General features: G+C 28.6%; 22 protein-coding genes and 1 tRNA gene. 14 read left to right on the forward strand and 9 right to left on the reverse strand.

The genetic code is table 11. The features are described from left to right. Positions 1-30: 30 nt before the first annotated feature. Positions 31-1,266 carry an HD domain-containing protein gene (locus tag ACQ65T_RS09050; RefSeq protein ID WP_430400755.1) on the reverse strand — a complete coding sequence of 412 codons (1,236 nt, stop codon included), beginning with the start codon at positions 1,264-1,266 and terminating at the stop codon, positions 31-33. 153 nt (positions 1,267-1,419) lie between these two features. Between ACQ65T_RS09050 and ACQ65T_RS09055 the strand changes: the two genes are divergently transcribed. From ACQ65T_RS09055 to ACQ65T_RS09075, 5 genes are all read left to right on the forward strand, one after another. Beyond that, positions 1,420-2,973 carry a PglZ domain-containing protein gene (locus tag ACQ65T_RS09055; protein WP_430400756.1) on the forward strand — a complete coding sequence of 518 codons (1,554 nt, stop codon included), beginning with the start codon at positions 1,420-1,422 and terminating at the stop codon, positions 2,971-2,973. Positions 2,974-2,979: 6 nt separating this feature from the next. After that, the gene (tsaE, locus tag ACQ65T_RS09060) at positions 2,980-3,393 is read left to right on the forward strand and encodes a tRNA (adenosine(37)-N6)-threonylcarbamoyltransferase complex ATPase subunit type 1 TsaE (RefSeq protein WP_430400757.1); all 414 of its coding nucleotides are present in this window, start codon (positions 2,980-2,982) and stop codon (positions 3,391-3,393) included. An 86-nt stretch (positions 3,394-3,479) separates the two neighbouring features. After that, positions 3,480-4,676 carry an alanine dehydrogenase gene (locus ACQ65T_RS09065; protein WP_430400758.1) on the forward strand — a complete coding sequence of 399 codons (1,197 nt, stop codon included), beginning with the start codon at positions 3,480-3,482 and terminating at the stop codon, positions 4,674-4,676. Between the two features lie 55 nt (positions 4,677-4,731). After that, a complete protein-coding gene (locus tag ACQ65T_RS09070) occupies positions 4,732-5,118 on the forward strand; it encodes a DUF4258 domain-containing protein (RefSeq protein WP_430400759.1) in 387 nt (128 codons plus the stop codon). Positions 5,119-5,201: 83 nt separating this feature from the next. Further along, positions 5,202-5,276 (forward strand) — tRNA-Val (locus tag ACQ65T_RS09075). Between the two features lie 94 nt (positions 5,277-5,370). On the opposite strand, the gene ACQ65T_RS09080 is transcribed toward ACQ65T_RS09075, so the two are convergent. Then, complete coding sequence (locus ACQ65T_RS09080) at positions 5,371-6,537, reverse strand: proline dehydrogenase family protein (protein ID WP_430400760.1); 1,167 nt, start codon at positions 6,535-6,537, stop codon at positions 5,371-5,373. A 96-nt stretch (positions 6,538-6,633) separates the two neighbouring features. Between ACQ65T_RS09080 and aroB the strand changes: the two genes are divergently transcribed. The 4 genes from aroB to ACQ65T_RS09100 all read left to right on the forward strand — a co-directional run bounded on the left by aroB (position 6,634) and on the right by ACQ65T_RS09100 (position 10,806). Then, positions 6,634-7,701: a 3-dehydroquinate synthase gene (gene aroB, locus ACQ65T_RS09085; protein WP_430400761.1), complete on the forward strand. Its 1,068-nt coding sequence runs from the start codon at positions 6,634-6,636 to the stop codon at positions 7,699-7,701. A gap of 294 nt (positions 7,702-7,995) precedes the next feature. Then, positions 7,996-9,396, forward strand: coding sequence for an arginine decarboxylase (locus tag ACQ65T_RS09090; protein WP_430400762.1), 1,401 nt, complete (start codon positions 7,996-7,998; stop codon positions 9,394-9,396). A 43-nt stretch (positions 9,397-9,439) separates the two neighbouring features. Next, a complete protein-coding gene (locus ACQ65T_RS09095) occupies positions 9,440-10,414 on the forward strand; it encodes a deoxyhypusine synthase family protein (RefSeq protein WP_430400763.1) in 975 nt (324 codons plus the stop codon). Positions 10,415-10,500: 86 nt separating this feature from the next. Next, positions 10,501-10,806, forward strand: coding sequence for a hypothetical protein (locus ACQ65T_RS09100; protein WP_430400764.1), 306 nt, complete (start codon positions 10,501-10,503; stop codon positions 10,804-10,806). 29 nt (positions 10,807-10,835) lie between these two features. Here the strand turns inward: ACQ65T_RS09100 and ACQ65T_RS09105 are convergent, their stop codons facing one another. Genes ACQ65T_RS09105 through ACQ65T_RS09115 form a run of 3 tightly spaced genes read right to left on the reverse strand, consistent with a single transcriptional unit; the run spans position 10,836 to position 13,075 of the window. Further along, a complete protein-coding gene (locus ACQ65T_RS09105; RefSeq protein ID WP_430400765.1) occupies positions 10,836-11,348 on the reverse strand; it encodes a DinB family protein in 513 nt (170 codons plus the stop codon). 45 nt (positions 11,349-11,393) lie between these two features. Beyond that, positions 11,394-11,873 carry an Lrp/AsnC family transcriptional regulator gene (locus ACQ65T_RS09110; protein ID WP_264558777.1) on the reverse strand — a complete coding sequence of 160 codons (480 nt, stop codon included), beginning with the start codon at positions 11,871-11,873 and terminating at the stop codon, positions 11,394-11,396. A 50-nt stretch (positions 11,874-11,923) separates the two neighbouring features. Next, complete coding sequence (locus ACQ65T_RS09115) at positions 11,924-13,075, reverse strand: M14 family zinc carboxypeptidase (protein WP_430400766.1); 1,152 nt, start codon at positions 13,073-13,075, stop codon at positions 11,924-11,926. A 302-nt stretch (positions 13,076-13,377) separates the two neighbouring features. Between ACQ65T_RS09115 and ACQ65T_RS09120 the strand changes: the two genes are divergently transcribed. After that, the gene (locus tag ACQ65T_RS09120) at positions 13,378-13,857 is read left to right on the forward strand and encodes a helix-turn-helix transcriptional regulator (protein WP_430400767.1); all 480 of its coding nucleotides are present in this window, start codon (positions 13,378-13,380) and stop codon (positions 13,855-13,857) included. Here the strand turns inward: ACQ65T_RS09120 and ACQ65T_RS09125 are convergent, their stop codons facing one another. Beyond that, on the reverse strand, positions 13,858-14,415 hold the full coding sequence (locus ACQ65T_RS09125) for a 1-acyl-sn-glycerol-3-phosphate acyltransferase (RefSeq protein ID WP_430400768.1): 558 nt from the start codon (positions 14,413-14,415) through the stop codon (positions 13,858-13,860). A gap of 56 nt (positions 14,416-14,471) precedes the next feature. Between ACQ65T_RS09125 and ACQ65T_RS09130 the strand changes: the two genes are divergently transcribed. Then, on the forward strand, positions 14,472-15,134 hold the full coding sequence (locus ACQ65T_RS09130) for a spermidine synthase (RefSeq protein ID WP_430400769.1): 663 nt from the start codon (positions 14,472-14,474) through the stop codon (positions 15,132-15,134). Here ACQ65T_RS09130 and ACQ65T_RS09135 read toward each other — a convergent pair. The 3 genes from ACQ65T_RS09135 to ACQ65T_RS09145 are packed head-to-tail and all read right to left on the reverse strand — an operon-like array spanning position 15,131 to position 17,996. Further along, entirely contained in the window at positions 15,131-15,775 is a 645-nt protein-coding gene (locus ACQ65T_RS09135; RefSeq protein ID WP_430400770.1) for a hypothetical protein, read from the reverse strand. The two genes, ACQ65T_RS09130 and ACQ65T_RS09135, sit on opposite strands and share 4 nt — an antisense overlap. A gap of 27 nt (positions 15,776-15,802) precedes the next feature. Continuing rightward, positions 15,803-16,528, reverse strand: coding sequence for a 3-deoxy-manno-octulosonate cytidylyltransferase (gene kdsB, locus ACQ65T_RS09140; protein ID WP_430400771.1), 726 nt, complete (start codon positions 16,526-16,528; stop codon positions 15,803-15,805). A gap of 46 nt (positions 16,529-16,574) precedes the next feature. Then, on the reverse strand, positions 16,575-17,996 hold the full coding sequence (locus ACQ65T_RS09145) for an ATP-dependent DNA helicase (RefSeq protein WP_430400772.1): 1,422 nt from the start codon (positions 17,994-17,996) through the stop codon (positions 16,575-16,577). A gap of 123 nt (positions 17,997-18,119) precedes the next feature. Between ACQ65T_RS09145 and ACQ65T_RS09150 the strand changes: the two genes are divergently transcribed. Genes ACQ65T_RS09150 through rsmD form a run of 3 tightly spaced genes read left to right on the forward strand, consistent with a single transcriptional unit; the run spans position 18,120 to position 20,231 of the window. Continuing rightward, positions 18,120-18,881: a hypothetical protein gene (locus ACQ65T_RS09150; protein WP_430400773.1), complete on the forward strand. Its 762-nt coding sequence runs from the start codon at positions 18,120-18,122 to the stop codon at positions 18,879-18,881. After that, a complete protein-coding gene (locus tag ACQ65T_RS09155; RefSeq protein ID WP_430400774.1) occupies positions 18,865-19,677 on the forward strand; it encodes a DUF3822 family protein in 813 nt (270 codons plus the stop codon). Before ACQ65T_RS09150 ends, ACQ65T_RS09155 begins: the two co-directional genes overlap by 17 nt. Then, the gene (gene rsmD, locus ACQ65T_RS09160) at positions 19,674-20,231 is read left to right on the forward strand and encodes a 16S rRNA (guanine(966)-N(2))-methyltransferase RsmD (RefSeq protein ID WP_430400775.1); all 558 of its coding nucleotides are present in this window, start codon (positions 19,674-19,676) and stop codon (positions 20,229-20,231) included. Before ACQ65T_RS09155 ends, rsmD begins: the two co-directional genes overlap by 4 nt. Position 20,232: the final 1 nt, after the last annotated feature.

Here is a 20,232-nt window from a genome sequence, read left to right on the forward strand (position 1 = left end):
CTGACAAAAATATAAAATTTAATTAAATACTTAGGCTTCCATAACTACTTTTGGAAAACATATAAAATATTTAGTAACAGGTTTAGACAATGCTTTTAAATTTAATTGGTCTGATGCCTCAACTACATCTTCAACAGTTTTGTCTTTTTTTAGTATTCTAATTGGCTCATCAACTTTGCTGTAAGCTTGGTTTTTAATCTTTCCCTTAAACACAAAATATTCTACCTCTTTTTCAGATAGATTGTGTAACTTCATGTATTTATTTTTATAACCTAACAAGCTCTCTTTATTAGGTTTATCATTAACCATTTGAATCTTTAGTAGATCTCTATTCAATATCATTTTACACAAAGATCCTAATACAAAATCATCATGAAATTGCCATTCTTTTATTGCTCCCATTATATCGTAATCATCTAATAATGCAAATTTTTCAAGTATTGATTTGTTGAAATCATCTAAAGAAATTTTATTATTTAAAAAGAAATTTAAAGACTTACTGCAATTTAAAATATTCCCTTTTTGTGATAATTCTTTTGCTCTTTTTAAAATTTTAGTTAAAATTAATTCAGCTACGACTCCAGTTTTATGCAAGTATGCTTGCCAATACATTAATCTTCTTGCCACTAAAAACTTTTCGACCGAATAAATTCCTTTTTCTTCTATGACTAAACAATCATCTTGCACATTCATCATTTGAATCAATCGCTCACTATTTATATTCCCCTCTGCTACTCCGCTATAAAAACTATCCCTTCTTAAATAATCCATCCTATCCATATCCAATTGACTTGATATCAATTGTAACATAAATTTTCTATGATACTCCCCTTTAAACACTTGAATTGCTAGATCAAGTTGTCCATTAAATTCAACATTCAACTCTTTCATGAATAATAACGATAATTCTTCATGATGCACTTCTTCGACAATACTTTTCTCCATTGCATGACTATAAGGACCGTGACCAATGTCATGCAATAAAATAGCAACATAAAGCGCATTTTCTTCATTTTCGCTAATTACTATACCTTTAAATCTTAATGTTTGAACAGCTTTTTGCATAATATGCATACAACCAATAGCATGATGAAAACGGGTATGATGAGCTCCTGGATAAACCAAATAGGTCATTCCCATTTGAGAAATCCTTCGCAAACGCTGAAAATAAGGATGCTGTATTAAATCGTAAATTAAAGTATTAGGAATGGTTATAAAACCATATATAGGATCGTTAAAAATTTTGAGTTTATTGGTTTGGCTCACAAGTTTAATTTTTGAATAACAAATGTAATTAAATTTAACAGATTTCTTGTGAAGTATCAAATATTCATTTTTTTAAATTTATCTAAAATTTTATACTAATTTTAATACATTCATCGTTGAAGATGTATTAACTTGCAGACAAATTAGTACAAAATGAATAAAATAAAAATACTATGGGTTGATGATGAAATTGACTTATTAAAACCACATATATTATTTCTTGAAAAGAAAAATTACGACGTTACAACCTGTAATAACGGACAAGACGCTATTGAATTGTTTGAAGAAAACAATTACGATGTTGTTTTTTTAGATGAAAATATGCCCGGATTAAGCGGTTTAGAAACATTGTCCGAATTAAAAGAAAAAAAATCTTCAGTTCCTGTAATTATGATTACAAAAAGTGAAGAAGAATATATTATGGAAGAGGCTATTGGTTCTAAAATAGCTGATTACTTAATTAAGCCTGTTAATCCTAACCAGATACTTTTAAGTTTAAAGAAAAATTTAGATCATTCTCGTTTGGTATCTGAAAAAACAACGTTAGATTATCAAAAAGAGTTTCGTAAAATAGCTATGGATATGGCTATGGTAAATTCTTTTGAAGATTGGGCTGATTTATACAAAAGATTAATTTATTGGGAAATGGAACTTGAAAATATTGAAGACCAGAGTATGGTTGAAATATTAGAAAGTCAGAAAATTGAAGCTAACAATCAATTTGGAAAATTTATTGAAAAAAACTATGAAGATTGGTTTGATGAAAATGAGCATAAACCTGTACTCTCTCATAAATTATTTGGAGATCTAGTTGCGCCTGAAATACGTAAAAAAGATAGGCCTATTTTATTTATTGTCATAGATAATCTTCGATACGATCAATGGAAAGCTTTTGAAAGTATTGTTAACAATCATTACAAACTAGAGAAAGAAACTAGTTATTATGCTATGCTTCCTACAGCTACTCAATATGCTCGAAATGCAATTTTCTCTGGCTTAACACCATTAGAAATGGAGAAAAAATTCCCTCAATATTGGAAAAATGATACAGATGATGGAGGTAAAAATTTATATGAAGGTGAATTTCTTACGGAACAATTAAAACGTTTAGGATTAGATATTAAACAAGAGTATTATAAAATTACGAACTTTAGAGACGGTAAAAAGCTAGCAGATAATTTCAAAGGGTTAAAAGATAACGATTTAACAACAATTGTATATAATTTTGTTGACATGCTTTCTCATGCAAAAACAGAAATGGAAGTTGTAAAAGAGTTAGCCTCAGATGATAAAGCATATCGTTCTTTAACCGTAAGTTGGTTTAAAAATTCACCATTGTTAGACATGATCCAACAAGCTCAAAAAATGGGTTTCAAGTTGATTTTAACTACCGATCATGGAACGATTAATTGTAAAAATCCATCCAAAGTAATCGGAGATAAAAACACAAGTTTAAATTTACGTTATAAAACTGGTAGAAGTCTTACTTATGAAAACAAAGATGTTTATGCAGTAAAAGACCCAAAAAAAATTGGCTTACCTGCTTTAAATATGAGTAGTTCTTTTATTTTTGCAAAAAACGATTATTTCTTAGCCTACGTAAATAATTACAATCATTACGTTAGTTATTATAGAAATACCTATCAACACGGAGGAATTTCTTTAGAAGAAATGATTGTTCCTTTTTTAGTTTTAGAACCAAAATAAAAACAAATGGAAGTAACATTCTCTTTAAATGAAATACAAAGCGTTGTAAAACAATTGCTAAATACCCCTGGTTTAAAAAAAGTAATTACATTTCACGCAGAAATGGGTGTTGGAAAAACAACTTTTATTAAAGAAATTGTGAAACAATTGGGAGTGGAAGACAATTCAAGTAGTCCAACATTTTCATTAGTAAATGAATATGAAACTTCAAATGGAGAAACTGTTTATCATTTTGATTTATATCGATTAAATAGCGAAGAAGAAGCATATGATATGGGAATAGATGAATATTTTTATTCTGGAAATTGGTGCTTTATTGAATGGCCTGAAAAAACACCTAATTTAATTCCGATTGATCACGCCTCAATTCATATGAAAATTACAGATAAAGGAGAAAGAGAACTCAGATTAGTAAACTAAAGTTTTGATTATTAAACACTTAATATTTATCCGCTTGGAAATTGTAAGAATATTTCCTAATTTGGCTAAACATAACTAAAAAAACTATGTCAACATACAGTCCTTTTTCAAAAATGCAACTGCTTCCACAGGAAGAAAAATTAGAAATTGCAAGACATAAAAGTGAATTATTTATTGGAATTCCTAAGGAAACTTCTTATCAAGAAAGACGTATATGTTTAACCCCAGATGCAGTAAGCTCGTTGGTTTTTCATGGACATCGAGTTATGATTGAAGCTGGTGCTGGAGAAAGTTCTAGTTATTCAGACAAAGATTACAGTGAAGCAGGTGCTGAAGTTACAAACGACACAAATAAAGTTTTTGGTTGCCCAATGATTTTAAAAGTAGAACCTCCTACTTTAGTTGAAATTGACATGATGAATCCGCAAACAATTGTTATATCAGCAATTCAATTAAAAACACAAAAAAAAGCTTATTTTGAAGCATTAGCACTAAAAAGAATTACAGCTTTAGCATTCGAATTTATAAAAGATGAAGATGGTTCTTATCCAGCAGTAAAATCATTATCTGAAATTGCAGGAATTGCTTCAATTCATATAGCAGCTGAATTAATGATTAATCAAAATATAGGTAAAGGATTGTTATTTGGAAATATTACAGGAGTACCACCTACAGAAGTAGTTATTTTAGGAGCTGGCACAGTGGCTGAATATGCCGCTAGAACAGCAATAGGGCTAGGTGCTAATGTAAAAGTCTTTGACAATTCCATTACTAAATTAAGAAGACTCCAAAACACTTTAAATCAAAGAATTTTCACTTCAACTATTCAAGAAAAAAGTCTTTTAAAAGCATTACGTCGTTGCGATGTTGCAATTGGTGCAATGCGTGGAAAAAACAGAACACCAATCGTTGTTTCTGAAACCATGGTAGAAAACATGAAGAAAGGTGCCGTAATAGTCGATGTAAGTATCGACACTGGAGGGTGTTTTGAATCTTCAGAAATTACAACCCATGAAAAACCAACTTTTATAAAAAATGGTGTAATTCACTATTGTGTTCCTAATATTCCTTCTAGATACTCTAAAACAGCATCAATGTCGATTAGTAATATTATTTCACCTTTTTTATTACATATTGCAGAAGATGGAGGTATTGAAAGTGCAATTCGTTGCAACCGAGGTTTAAAAAACGGAATTTATTTCTATCACGGTCTTTTAACAAATAAGGCTATTGGAGATTGGTTTAATATTGAGCATAGAGATATAAATTTATTAGTTTTTTAAAAAAAAAATTAGCCTTAGATTAATAAAAAGCTAAATTTGCATAAAATTTTAAAAAATGAAATTCAAGTTTAGATTTGCCTATTACCTTTTCGGATTAATGTTAGGCGTTTTTTTTGTTATCTATTTTCTTGGAGCTAAGGCCGATGCAAAAGGTGTTGAGTTTTGTTACTTACCAAATTGCAGAACTCTTAAGGACATGAGAAGTAAATCATTCCATTATTCTGAAACTGCAAAACAAACTTTAAATGAAGGTTGGGTAACTCTAGAAGATATAAAAGCCAGTATGAAATACGGTGAAATCGATTTTTCCAAAAGTAAAATCCCTTCAAAGAATGGTAAAATTTACATAATTGAAGGCAAAACTTCTCATAATGAAGCAATTATCTTAACAGTCGCAAATAGTACAACTAAGGCTACCTTAGAAACAATTGAAAAAAAGTAATTTTTTATTTAAAAACACTTGTAAATATAAATAATGAGTGTATATTTGCATTCGCAATACGCTAATAGTAAAGCAATTTATTGGGGCGATTAGCTCAGCTGGTTCAGAGCACCTCGTTTACACCGAGGGGGTCGGGGGTTCGAACCCCTCATCGCCCACTCCCAATTCAAAAAATCCTATATTTATATAGGATTTTTTTATTTTAAAAATGATCATAATACATAAAAAAATCCCTCTGGAGAGGGATTTTTTTTATAACTTTCGCCTACTTCGTTCTTTTTTAATCAAATCAAGCTCACGACTTGTTTGTCCCGCTACAGATGTGTTTTCCTCTGCCCTACGAATTAAATACGGCATAACATCTCTTACTGGTCCAAATGGAAGGTATTTTGCCACATTATAACCTTGTTCCGCTAGATTATAACTTATATTATCACTCATTCCATATAGTTGTCCAAAGAAGATTCTGTTGTCATTTTTATTTATTCCTTTCTCATTACATAGCTGCATTAATCTGTATGAACTATTTTCATTATGCGTTCCTGCAAAAATGTACATTTTATCAATATTATCAATCATATAATCAATTGCAGCATCATAATTTTTATCTGTAGCTTCTTTATTAATACAAATTGGCGATTTATAACCTTTATCTTCTGCTCTAGCATTTTCTTTTTCCATATAGGCCCCACGAACAATTTTCATACCAATGAAAAATCCATCTTCATTAGCTCTGTCATGAAGGTTTTTCAAGTAGTCTAATCTATCCCAACGATACATTTGCAGTGTATTAAACACTATAGCTCTTTGCTTGTTATATTTACGCATCATTTCTTCAACTAAATCATCTGCAGCATCTTGCATCCAGCTTTCTTCAGCATCAATTAACAATGCAACATCTTTATTATGCGCAATTTTACATACTTTATCAAAACGAGCAACTACTCTATTCCATTCTTCTTTTTCTTTTTCATTCAACTCTGCTCCAGATCCTACTTTTTCATATAAAGCAATTCTTCCAAATCCTGTAGGTTTAAAAACTGCAAATGGAATTGCCATTCGCTCTTTTGCAAAATCAACAGTTTTTAAAATCATTTCTAAAGCAGCATCGAATTGAGCTTCTTCTTCTTTTCCTTCAACAGAATAATCTAACACAGAAGAAACTCCTTTGGTATACATTTTATCTACTACAGAAAGACAGTCATGTTCATTTACACCACCGCAAAAGTGATCAAAAACTGTAGAACGAATTAATCCTTCTACTGGTAAATGTGCTTTTAATGCAAAGTTAGTAACTGCAGTACCAATTTTTACAAGAGGCTGACTTTCAATTAATTTAAATAAAAAATAAGCTCTTTCTAGTTCTGTATCACTTTTAAGAGAAAAGGCTACTTCAGTATTGTTAAAAATTTTATCCATGAGATTTAGGCTAAATTGTTATGCAAATATACTGCAGTCTACTCTATTTTTAAATAAAAAATACCTTATTTTGCAAGAAATTGAAAACAAAAAGCAATGCAAACTATTCAAGCAAACAATTACAAAATAGTATTTGAAAATACTGGTTATGAATTTCTAGCAGAAACTCTTAAACCACAATTCTATTCAAAAATATTTATAATTGTTGATGAGAATACTTCAAATCAATGTTTACCTCATTTTTTAGCAAATTTATCTACAGAAATAACCATCGAAATTATTGAATTAGAAGCAGGTGAATTACATAAAAATATTGAGACTTGTTTGGGTATTTGGAATAGCTTAACAGAGTTAGAAGGAGATAGAAAAAGTATTCTAATTAATCTTGGAGGTGGAGTAATTACTGATATAGGGGGATTTGCTGCTTGTACTTTTAAAAGAGGAATTGATTTTATTAATGTTCCAACCACACTTTTAGCAATGGTTGACGCTTCCATTGGAGGTAAAAATGGTGTTGATTTAGGTAATTTGAAAAACCAAATCGGAATAATAAGAGAACCAAAAGCAGTTTTAGTAGACCCTCATTTTCTAACTACTTTATCATCAAGAGAAATGCGCTCAGGTTTGGCTGAAATGCTAAAACATGGGTTAATATTCGATAAAGAGTATTGGAATAAATTTAAGAATCTAACTAACTTAAATACAGATGATTTGAATGAATTAATTTATAAATCAATTCAAATTAAAAATACTATTGTTTCACAAGATTTAACTGAAAACGGAATTCGAAAATCTTTGAATTTTGGTCATACTTTAGGCCACGCTATTGAAAGTTATTTTTTAGAAAATGAAAACAAAGAATCATTACTTCATGGTGAAGCAATTGCAATTGGAATGATTTTAGAAAGTTACATTTCAAAAGAAAAAAATCTTATTTCAGAAAGTGAATATTTAGAAATAAAAGAACTAATAAATTCACTTTATGAAAAAATAGAATTTAATAATTCAGATATTCAAAAAATAATTGATTTATTGATATTTGATAAAAAAAATGAATTTGGAACTATTCAATTTGCTCTACTGGAAGGAATTGGAAAAATAAAAATCAACCAAACATCTGATAATGATATCATTATTAAATCTTTTAAAGATTATAAAAACTAAAAAAAAATAATCAAATTCATACATATCGATAATAATATTTTTTAAATTTGCGGTAATGAAAAAACTACACATAATTCAATATTTATCGACAAGCTTTTCATATCAGAAAAAAAACTACATTATTTTAAATAATAGTTATTCTTTTAATGAAAGTATTTTTGTATTTGATTTATTTGAACTTTCAAAAGCATTTTACGAAAAACTTTTAATAGTATTTTCAAACATAAGGCTTTGAAAATTAATTGTTTAATTTAAATAAAAACAATTAATAATTATCAAAACATAAAACCACAAATGAATACTAAATACTACGACTTAATTAATCAAACTTTCTATTTCCCTCAAGAAGAATTTACTTTAAACAAAGATAACCTTGAGTTTCATAAAATTGATTTAATGAAGCTGGTGGAGCAATACGGTACACCTTTAAAGTTTACTTATTTACCACAAATTTCAAACAACATTAATAAAGCAAAAGGTTGGTTTAGAAAAGCAATGGAGAAGCATAAGTACGATGCAAAATATCATTACTGTTATTGTACTAAAAGTTCTCATTTTCAATTTGTAATGAATGAAGCATTTAAAAACAACATTCACATTGAAACATCATCTGCCGTAGATATAAATATTGTTGAAAGTTTACTTGAAGAAGGAAAAATAAACAAAAACACATTTGTTATTTGTAACGGATTTAAAAGAGATGCTTACGTAGAAAATATTGCACGAATAATCAATAACGGACATAGAAACACTATTCCTATAATTGATAATTATGAAGAATTAGATTTACTACAAGAACAAATTGATGGTAAATTCAAAATAGGAATTAGAATTGCTGCAGAAGAAGAACCTAAATTTGAATTTTATACTTCACGTTTAGGGATTGGATATAAAAACATTGTTCCATTTTATAGAAAACAAATACAAGAAAACAAGCAAGTTGAGCTTAAAATGCTTCACTTCTTTATAAATACAGGTATTCGTGATACTGCCTATTACTGGAATGAACTATTAAAATGTTTAAAAGTATACATTGCATTAAAAAAGGAATGCCCTACTCTAGACGGTTTAAATATTGGAGGTGGTTTTCCTATCAAAAACTCATTAGCTTTTGAATATGACTACCAATACATGATTGATGAAATAATTAATCAAATAAAAATAGCTTGTGATGAAGCTGAAGTTCCTGTTCCAAATATTTTTACAGAATTTGGTTCGTTTACAGTAGGTGAAAGTGGTGGTGCTATTTACCAGGTTTTATATCAAAAACAACAAAATGACAGAGAGAAATGGAATATGATTGATTCGTCTTTCATTACTACTCTACCAGATACATGGGCAATAAACAAACGTTTTGTAATGTTAGCTATAAATAGATGGAATGACACGTATGAAAGAGTTTTATTAGGTGGAATGACATGTGATAGTGATGACTATTACAATTCAGAACAAAACATGAATGCTGTCTATTTACCAAAATACAATAAAGAAAAACCTTTATACATTGGTTTTTTCAACACAGGAGCCTATCAAGAAACAATTGGAGGTTTCGGTGGATTACACCACTGTTTAATTCCACAGCCAAAACACATATTAATTGATAGAGATGAAAATGGTATTTTAGGAACAGAAGTTTTCTCTGAACAACAAAATGCTGATGATATTTTAAATATCTTAGGTTATAAAAAGAAATAATAAAAAATACTGGATATACATTTCCAACTAAATAAAATAAAAAATGAGCAAAGGTCCAATTAGTCAATTTATAGAAAATCATTATTTACATTTTAATGCAGCTGCTTTAGTTGATGCTGCAAAAGGATATGAAGAGCATTTATTAGATAATGGAAAAATGTTGATTTCTCTTGCAGGAGCTATGAGTACAGCAGAATTAGGTAAATCATTAGCAGAAATGATTCGTCAAGACAAAGTACACGTAATTTCATGCACAGGAGCAAATTTAGAAGAAGACATTATGAACTTAGTTGCTCATAATTCGTATAAAAGGATACCAAACTACAGAGATTTAACTCCACAAGAAGAATGGGATTTATTAGAAAACCATTACAACCGTGTAACCGACACTTGTATTCCTGAAGAAGAAGCATTTAGAAGATTACAATCTCATTTATTTGAAATTTGGAACAAAGCTGACAAAGCTGGAGAAAGATATTTTCCACATGAATTTATGTACCAAATGATTAATTCAGGTGTTTTGGAGCAATATTATGAAATTGATCCTAAAGATTCTTGGATGGTAGCTGCCGCTGAAAAGAACTTACCTATTGTTGTTCCAGGTTGGGAAGACAGTACAATGGGAAATATTTTTGCATCATATTGTATTAAAGGAGAATTAAAAGCTTCAACTACCAAAAGTGGTATCGAATACATGATGTGGCTTGCTGACTGGTATCCAAAAAACTCTAAGGGAAAAGGATTAGGTTTCTTCCAAGTTGGAGGCGGAATTGCTGGAGACTTCCCAATTTGTGTTGTACCAATGCTTTACCAAGATATGGAAATGCACGATATACCTTTTTGGAGTTATTTCTGTCAAGTTTCCGACTCAACAACAAGTTACGGTTCTTATTCTGGAGCAGTTCCAAACGAGAAGATAACTTGGGGGAAATTAGATATCACAACTCCTAAATTCATAGTAGAATCTGATGCTACAATCGTTGTACCATTGATTTTTGCTCATGTTTTGGGATGGTAAAAAAATTGAAAAAAAATTAAATTTTAATTTGATTATTTCAATAAGGATGTTACTTTTGATAAAAATTAAAGATTAAATTTTACCCAATGAAAAGAGTTATTGTTGATTACGCGAAATTAACAAATGAAATCTTAACCTTACTAGTTGAGAAGTTTCCTGATGGTTATGAAGATTCAGACATCATACGATTCAAGAACATTAAAAATGAGACTGTTGAGGCTGTTGAAGTGCGTACCGAAGACACTATATTTTTAGTAAAAGTAAGTACTAAATTAGCTGACAGAATAGAAAACTTTGAAGATGATGAAGATATTGACGATACTAGCGAAGATACATTAGACTCTTTGAATGATTTAGAAATAGCCGATGAATCGGATTCAGATGAAGATTAAAAAAAAGCTCCAATAATTTGGAGCTTTTTTTATAAGTATCTTTCTTTAATAATTTCTAAATGGTGTTTTTCATGTCCTTGAATAATAACTCCTATTGCTCTTACTGAAACAGAAGATCCAGAAGCAACTCCTAGCCTTCCCAATTGATCAATTGTAAAGCTTTTAAAAAGACATACAGTTGAATTCCTAACCATTTTATATTCTTCTAGCAAGCTTGATAAACTTCTTTCTGATGCATTCGCTTCAATTACATAATCGTTTTCTTCAAATCCCGGTAATTCTGATTTATCATTTCTCGCAATTCTTAAAGCTCTGTATGCAAAAATTCTCTCCGCATCAATTAAATGCAAAATGATATCTTTAACAGTCCATTTTCCTTCAGAATATCTGTAATTTAATTTATCAGAAGGGATTAATTTAAAGAATTCAGTTACAACTTGATACTGTTGTAACAATCCATCAATTATTGACAAATTAGTATTTCCTTTTTCAACATAATTTGCATAATAAGGCGCAAATTCATTTTTATTAAATTCTATCATAATAATAAATATAAAAAAAATCCCGATAAAATCGGGATTTAAATATTACATTTCTTTAAAAATGGTATGCATTAACCTTTTCTTGTCGTTGATACTTTCTTCAAGTGAAATCATCGTTTCAGTTCTATAAACTCCCTCAATATCATCAATCATAAAGATAACTTCTTTTGCATGTTTAGTATCTCTAGCTCTAATTTTACAAAAGATGTTAAACTTACCCGTAGTTATATGTGCAACTGTAACATATGGAATTTGATCAATTCTTTCTAAAACAAATTTTGTTTGAGATGTATTGTGTAAGAAAACCCCAACATAAGCTATAAAAGAATATCCTAATTTTTCATAATCTAAAGTTAATGAAGAACCTTGAATAATACCCGCTTCTTCCATTTTCTTTACCCTAACATGCACTGTTCCAGCTGAAATAAGCAATTTTTTTGCTATATCAGTAAAAGGAACTCTTGTGTTGTCAATCAACATGTCTAAAATTTGATGATCCACTTCATCTAATCGAAACTTACTCATAAAGTATATAATAATAAATATTTAAAATTCTTTTTGAAAGCGCAAATTTATTAAAGATTTAATAATCCGTTACTATATTTTAACAAATTATTTAGATAAAAATCAGCTTTTTCTTGAATTTTTGGTAAATTCCCATAAGAAGAACTAAAAAGCATATTATTACAATTGTATTCTATATGTCCAAAAGAATGCTCCAAATTATCTATTTGTATTATTTCAGCTATAAAATTAATTTTATCACCAACTAATAACTCTTTATATTGCGCTGCAAAGTTAATTATTTTTTCTTCAGAATTCTCTATAATTTTGACGTTTCTGTAAATAAAATCGAAAAAACATTTAGAGTTTTGTGGAATCTTTAAATATTCATTAATTTCATTATCAAATTCACTACTCTTCCCTGTATTTAAAAAAGAAGAAATTAAAGCTACAAATACAAATTTACGTACTTCATCTCTTTGATAATCATTTAGATAATGTCCAGCTTCAAACAAAACAGTAGGAGTTCCTTGTGAAGTAAAATAATCTCCAATACAATTAATATTAAAAGCATCATCAAATCTTCCTACCTGTAATGGAATAACAGTTTGTAAAGACGCATTGATGTTATTAATGATTTTAACCGCCTTAAAGCGAGTTTCATTAAATTCGCATTGGTCATTATAAGAAGGAGCTAAAAAAGACATTGTAGCAGGTAATTTACTGCCCTCTGTCCCAAATATTGTTCTTTGATCGTGCAAATTATAACAATAATCAGGTTTAAATTGATTATACAAGCCTCTAAGAAGCTTACTTTCTGGTTGAGTAATATGAAAAGCATCTCTGTTTAAATCAATTTCGTTAGCATTTACTCTTATATTTACAAATGCTCCATCAGGATTTAAAATAGGAATACATAATAAAGTGTATTTTTCTTTAATTTTTAAAGCTAAATCATCTTTAGAATTCAAAAAATTAAAAAAATCAAACAAGCCTTTAGTTGTTGTTGTTTCGTTTCCATGCATTTGAGACCAAATTAAAACTTTTGTTTTTCCAGTCCCAACTTGAACACTATAAATATTTCTTTCCTGAACCGACTTCCCTTCAACTAAAATTTTAAAATCTTTATTTAATAATTTAAATTCAGGTTCAATATGAGAATTGGTGATATATCGTCCTGATAAGTTTTGATTTAAATACTGATTAGCTAATTCTAAAAACATATTCTTTTTATTAAGTTACAAATGTAAACAACAATATATTTACAATTGTAAACATAGTTTTGTGTCAATTTATTTACTTTTGTAAACACATTAAAGTATTAAATAACAATATCTCTACTACAACTGTATAACAAAGTAAACATACTTTATTATTATTATGCAAAACTCTATTTATCAGTTATTTAACTAATTCTATGTAAAGTATAAATTTACATATAATTGTTATTTATATTATTATTATTGTTATTTACAAAAGTTATTTTTACATTTGTAAACGAAATACAACACATAAGTAATTTACAATGGTAAACACGGAAGATTTTATAAAACGATTAGAAGAACTACTAGAATACTATAGTTTATCTGCTTCTGGATTTGCAGATAAGATCAATGTACAACGTTCTAGTTTATCTCACCTACTCTCTGGAAGAAACAAACCAAGTTTAGATTTTATACTTAAAATTACAGATGAATTTCCAGAAGTAGATTTATATTGGATTTTAAATGGGAAGGGAACTTTTCCAAAATCTGAAAATAAAATTATTGAAAACACTTCTTCTACTCCAATTTCAAAAATTGAAAATGTGGATAAAAAAAAGTTAGAATCAAATTCAGATTTATTTTCTCAAAATATAGAAACTGATAATACTGTCGTAAAAAATAATTTAGAAGAAAAATTTTCAAATACGCAAAATTTCCCACAAACAAAAAATTCGTCCAATATTGAACGAATTGTTGTTTTTTATAAAAATGGAAGCTTTAAAGAATACTTGCCTGAATAATTATTTTTTTGGAACAAAACTAAACTCAGGTACTTTTCCTATTACTCCTTTAAAATTGGCTTGTAGTATTGGAAAATCTTTCTCAATATCTCCAGTAGGATAAAAAGGTTTATGATATACTACTTCTTTATTAGCATAATCAAAAGCTACAGGAACTATTGGCACATTTGCTTTTAAAGCTATGTAATAGAAACCTGTTTTCCACTCCTCTACTTTTTTACGTGTTCCTTCAGGAGCAATAGCCAATCTAAATACTTCGTTTTCTTCAAAAATTTTAGCAATAGCATCTACTTTATTTTCCTTTTTTTGTCGGTTTAAGGCTTTTCCACCTGTCCATTTAAAAAAGTATCCAAATGGAAAAACAAATAATTCTTTTTTGGCAACATAATTAATATCTAATTCTAAAATAGCCCTAGAAAAAATACCTAAGAAAAAATCCCACCAACTTGTGTGAGGTACTGCAATAACAATACATTTAGGAATCTCTTTTTCAATAGTCCCTACAACCTTCCAACCAAGCAGTTTGCAAAAGATTAAATTATATATGTATTTTTTCATTTTGTTCTTTTAATTGGTGTAAAAATAGAATTATATTTACAAATAGAAAAAATACAATGCTTAAAAAGTGGTTAAGTTACATCCTACCTATTACTATATATGAGAAAAAATCTCAAATAAGCAAGAGTTTAGAAGTTACTTGGAACAATGGCAAATTGGTCATTGATTCTGAAAACACGAATTATTCATACGGAAGTCTGCAAAAAGTATTACGAAAAGGATTATTTACAATTGGTAAAGAAAGAATTCAAAACATGAATTCTATTTTAGTTCTTGGTGTTGCAGGTGGAAGCGTAATTAAAACCCTTGTGGATGAATTTCAATTCAAAGGTAAAATAACTGGAGTTGAAATTGATGAAGAAATAACTGCTATTGCTAATCAATATTTCAAATTGAATGAAATAACAAACTACACTCCTATTATTGCCGATGCCAATGAATTTGTTAAAAGCACAATTGAAAAATTCGATTTAATTATTATTGATATTTTTCAGGATGCAACAATGCCCGATTTTTTATTTGAAAAAGAGTTTATCCAGAATATTAAAGAATTACTTCAAATTAATGGATTTATTTTGTTTAATACGATGAATTTAGATGAAAAAGGAATTGATAAAAACAAACAGTTCATTGCTGCTTTTGAACCCTTAAATTACACGATTAAAGAATTTAAAAATATTGAGGTTTATAATGAGTTGATTTTGGTGGAGAAGAATTAATTAGGTACTTTTTCATAATAATTCTTTTCCAACCATTTTGCTAATTTTACTCTTTTACTAAACAATCTATTTTTCTTAATTTTCCATTTTTCGTTTACAAAATAATAGTAATATCCTTGCTTTTCTAACATTTCAAATTCAAAGAAATTAAGGTTTGATGATTTAAAATAATATACTATTTCATTATTTCCAACAAATGAAATTTGAAGTTTATCAAATTTATGCTTTGGAAATTTCACTACTCCTAAAGTATTTGTAATTTTTGCTTCTATAAGATTATTTCCAATAAATGTTATACAATTTGCTCCTTGAATTGAACCAAATTTATCAACTACTTTAATTTCAATAGAATCATTAGGTTTTTCAAGTTCTTCTAATAAAATATATTCTGGTTTTTCATTTGGTTGAATATCACTTTTCAGTATTAAATATTTATCTTCTTTTATCCATCTACCTTTTGTTTGACCATTTCCTGCTAATCCAGCATACCAATCAAATATAAAAGTGCTATCTGGATTAATAGTAATTGATTCAAAAACATCATAACCACCATCCCAAGAATACTTTCCGTAAATATTATTTCTTTTTGAAGAACAATTCAGAAATAATAGAGAAATTAAAAACAGTATAATTGCTTTCATTTTGAATTAATTTGATTCATCTGTTACTTAAACCATTTTCCTAGCCTTTTCTAGATCTTCTGGTGTATCAATTCCTATACTTCCGTGTGCTGTTTCAACCATTTTTATGCGCTTTCCATATTCTAAATAACGAAGTTGCTCTAGTTTTTCGGAAGCTTCTAAAGAAAGCATAGGTAAACTGTAAAAATCCAATAGGGCTTGTTTTCTAAACGCATAAATTCCAATATGTTTCATGTAACGAACACCCACATTTTCTTCTCTTGGAAAAGGAATTACCGAGCGCGAAAAATACAAAGCAAAATTTTGTTGGTCTACAATAACTTTTACATTATTCGGACTGTTAATTTCTTCTTTATCAGAAATTTGAAACATTAATGAAGCTAAGTCCACTTTTTTATCAATATCATTTTTGAAAACCACAATTAATTCTTCCAATGGTTTTTTATCAATAAAAGGTTCGTCGCCTTGTACATTTACCACAATATCAACCTCAATATTTTCAACTGCTTCCGCTATTCTATCGCTTCCGCTTTCATGTTCTTTTATACTCATTATTGCTTTTCCGTTATGGGCAATAATTTCGTTATAAATAATTACCGAATCGGTAACCACAAAAACATCGTCAAATAGCTTCGTATTTATAGCGGCTTCATAGGTTCTTACAATGACTGATTTTCCACCTAAGTCTTGCATTAGTTTGGCAGGAAAACGTGTTGAAGCATAACGAGCAGGAATAACGGCGATGATTTTCATGTGACTTTGTCTGTTTTAAAATGCTAAGATAAAATGTTTTTGTTTTTTATTGTTCAAAATATTCATCTTTAAATCCTATTAAATATAATTTTTCTTTTGCACGAGTAATTGCAGTGTATAACCAACGAATATAATCTTTATCAATACCATTTGGTAAATAAGGTTGTTCTACAAAAACAGTGTGCCACTGCCCTCCTTGCGATTTATGGCAAGTCATGGCGTAAGAAAATTTAACTTGTAAAGCATTAAATTGAGGGTTATTCTTAACGTTTAAGAACTTTTTGTACTGACTTTCACCTTCGTAATCTTTCATTACTTCATTATACAAAGTATTGGATTCATCATAGGTTAACGATGGAGATTCGCTTGTAATAGTGTCTAATAAAAGTTCTACTTCAAACGGAATTTGATTGGGATAATCAATCATTCTAATTTTTACCGAAGCAAATCGAAAACCATACAATTCTCTAATTTTGAAGATTTCTAAAACCTCAATAATATCTCCATTTGCAATGAAATCGGTATCTTTTGAATCTTTTAACCAAAAATAATTGTTCTTCACCACCATTAATAAATCGCCTGCAGACAATTCTGATTCTCTTGATAAAATGGTTGTTCTAATTTGATGATTGTACTGATTGGCTCTTTTATTCGAACGAACAATAAAAGCAGTTTCTTCTGGTCCGTTTTTATCAAACGAATCGTAAATAGCATCTTGAATATCGTATCCATCTTGCAAGCGAACTATATCTTTGAAATCTTGTAAAGAAAATTTAAATGAGTCGTAAAAATGAGATTTTAAAAGTTCTCTTAATTCGGTAGCATTATGCAAAATACCGGAAAATTCTTCTTGACGCATTACTTCATCTAGTTCAATTCCATAAACTTCTTTATTAAAATGAAGTGATAACGTTTCGTTATTCAACGCTGGACTCACATCCATATTTATTGGTGGTAATTGAGCCGTATCTCCAATAAAAATGATTTTACAATTTTGACCCGCATCTACATAAAACATTAAATCATCTAAAAGCGAACCGTTTTCATATAATTTGGTTTCTTGATAGGAATCTGAAATCATTGAAGATTCATCAACAATAAAAATAGTGTTCTTAAATTTATTAGGTTGCAACGTAAAAGAAACACCTCCAGTTTTACTTTTCTTTGGAAAATAAATACGCTTATGAATTGTAAATGCAGGTTTTTGCGAATAGTTACTAATTACTTTTGCGGCTCTACCTGTAGGCGCAAGAAGTACATATTTTTTATCTGCTTTTTGAAGATAATTAACAAGAGTAGAAATAATTGTTGTTTTACCAGTTCCGGCATAACCTTTGAGAACAAATATTTCATCTTTATTATTACTAATGACGAATTCTGCAATTTTTTGTAAAAATATATCCTGTTTTAATGTAGGATTAAACGGAAAATTTTCGCGTAACGTTTTGTAAAACAATGCAGAAGTCATTTTCAAGTAATTTGGCTTATAGATTTTTTCAAATATACAGATGATTTTTAGAAGAATTTCTTTTAAGAAGAAAAAAAAATTGTAGATTTGCGTACCTATTAAACTAAAAAATATATAATATTTATGTTAGAACTTGCTATTTATTTAGTCGTTTTGATTGTATTAGTCTTCGGATTAGTAAAATTGATTGATAAATTTGTCTCTCCAAAAGGAAGAACTATTGTTTCTGTTGTATTATGGATTGTTTCATTATTTTTAGGATATTTAATTTATTCTTCTGTTATGAAACCTATTGAATTCGATAAAGCTAAAGCCGATCGTTATGAAATGGCGGTAAGAAAAATGCTTGATATTAAAAAAGCACAATCGGGTTATAAAACTGTTTATGGTAAATATGCAGATTCTTTTGAAGAATTAATTCGTTTTATTGATAATGAAAAATTCTCAATTGTTTCACGTAAAGATACTATCGTAATTGATGCAGTTAAAAATGCAGCTTTTGGTATTACAACAGATGGTACTGGTGAAGGTGGTTTCTTTAAAGATATTGTTAAAATTGATACTTTAGGAACAGTTACAGTAAAAGATTCATTATTTAAAAATACAGATCGTTATAAAAATTTAAAGCAAATTAAAATAGGAGACTTAATTGTTCCTATTACTCTAAAGACATCTAGTATTGTTAGAAACGAAACAAAAGTTTCTACTTTTCAATGTACAATTGACAAAAACTTGTTATTATCTGACTTAGATCAAGATTTAGTTGCTAGTGAAAACAAAGTAGAAGGAATAGATAAAATTAATGGTGACCAAATTATTTTAGGTTCTCTTGATGAAGCTTCAGTAACAGGTAACTGGCCTAAAAAATATGGTAGTAACGAATAACGATATTACACAAAAGAATTATAAAAAGTTGTCCATTCAAGTTTCTTTGAGTGGACTTTCTTTTTGTGTCTTTGACCTTCTTTCAAATACAGTACAGTCTGTTCAATCTGTTGTATTTCCAAAAAACAGCATTATTGAAGAATCATTATGGAAGGTGTTTATTGACTACCCTATTCTAACCCAACCTTTTGATGAAGTTATTGTTTTACATGATAATAACTTAAACTCATTTGTTCCCAATTCATTATTCGACGAGAAATTTATTGGAAGCTATTTACAATATAATGTAAAGGTATTTGAAACAGATTTTTTTACCTTTGATTCTTTACAAACACATGATATGTCTAATGTTTATGTGCCTTATGTTAACATTAATAATTTCTTATTAGACCATTATAATACATTTAATTATAAGCATAAAAATTCTATTTTAGTAGAACGTTTATTAAAAATCAACCGTAATTCTCAAGAAAAAGAAGTTTACATTCATTTTCAGTCTAATTGTTTTGAGATTATTGTAGTAAAAGGTAATAAATTAATATTTTTTAATTCTTTTGAATACAATACTCCAGAAGATTTTATTTATTATATTCTTTTTACATTTGAACAACTTCAATTAAATCCTGAAACTATTTCAGTGAAAATATTGGGAACAATTTCTAAAGATTCTGATTATTTTACGATTGCATATAAATACATTAGAAATTGTGATTTATTTGATTCATTAATTTTACTAAATTCTTTTGGTAGAACAGACGAAGAAATTAGAAGTCACTTTACACTATTCCACTCATGAGAATAATTTCGGGAAAATATAAAGGCAGACGTTTAACTGCTCCAAAAAAACTACCTGTTCGTCCTACAACTGACATGGCAAAAGAAGCATTGTTTAATATTTTAAACAATGATTTTAATTTCACCGAATTAAAAATTCTTGAACTTTTCGCTGGAACAGGAAATATTAGTTATGAGTTTGCATCTAGAGGAAGTGCTCCTATTACTTGTGTAGATGGTGATTTTGGATGTGTTTCATATATTAAAAAAACAGCAACTGAATTTGACTTTGATATTACAGCAATCAAAAGTGACGCATTTAAATTTTTAGAACGATGCAAAAGTTCATTTGATATCATTTTTGCTGATCCACCTTATGGATTAACACAACAACAATTTGAAAACATATCAACTTTAGTCTTTGAAAATAATCTATTAGATGAAGAAGGAATGTTAATCATAGAGCATTCTAAAGACACTAAGCTTGAAAAAATGCCTAATTTTTCGTTTGCAAAAACTTATGGAGGTACAACTTTTTCTTTTTTTGAGTTTGAAATTGAAGACGAAGAAGAATAGT

The organism is Flavobacterium sp. (genome assembly GCF_965284515.1).
Classification (GTDB): Bacteria; Bacteroidota; Bacteroidia; order Flavobacteriales; family Flavobacteriaceae; genus Flavobacterium.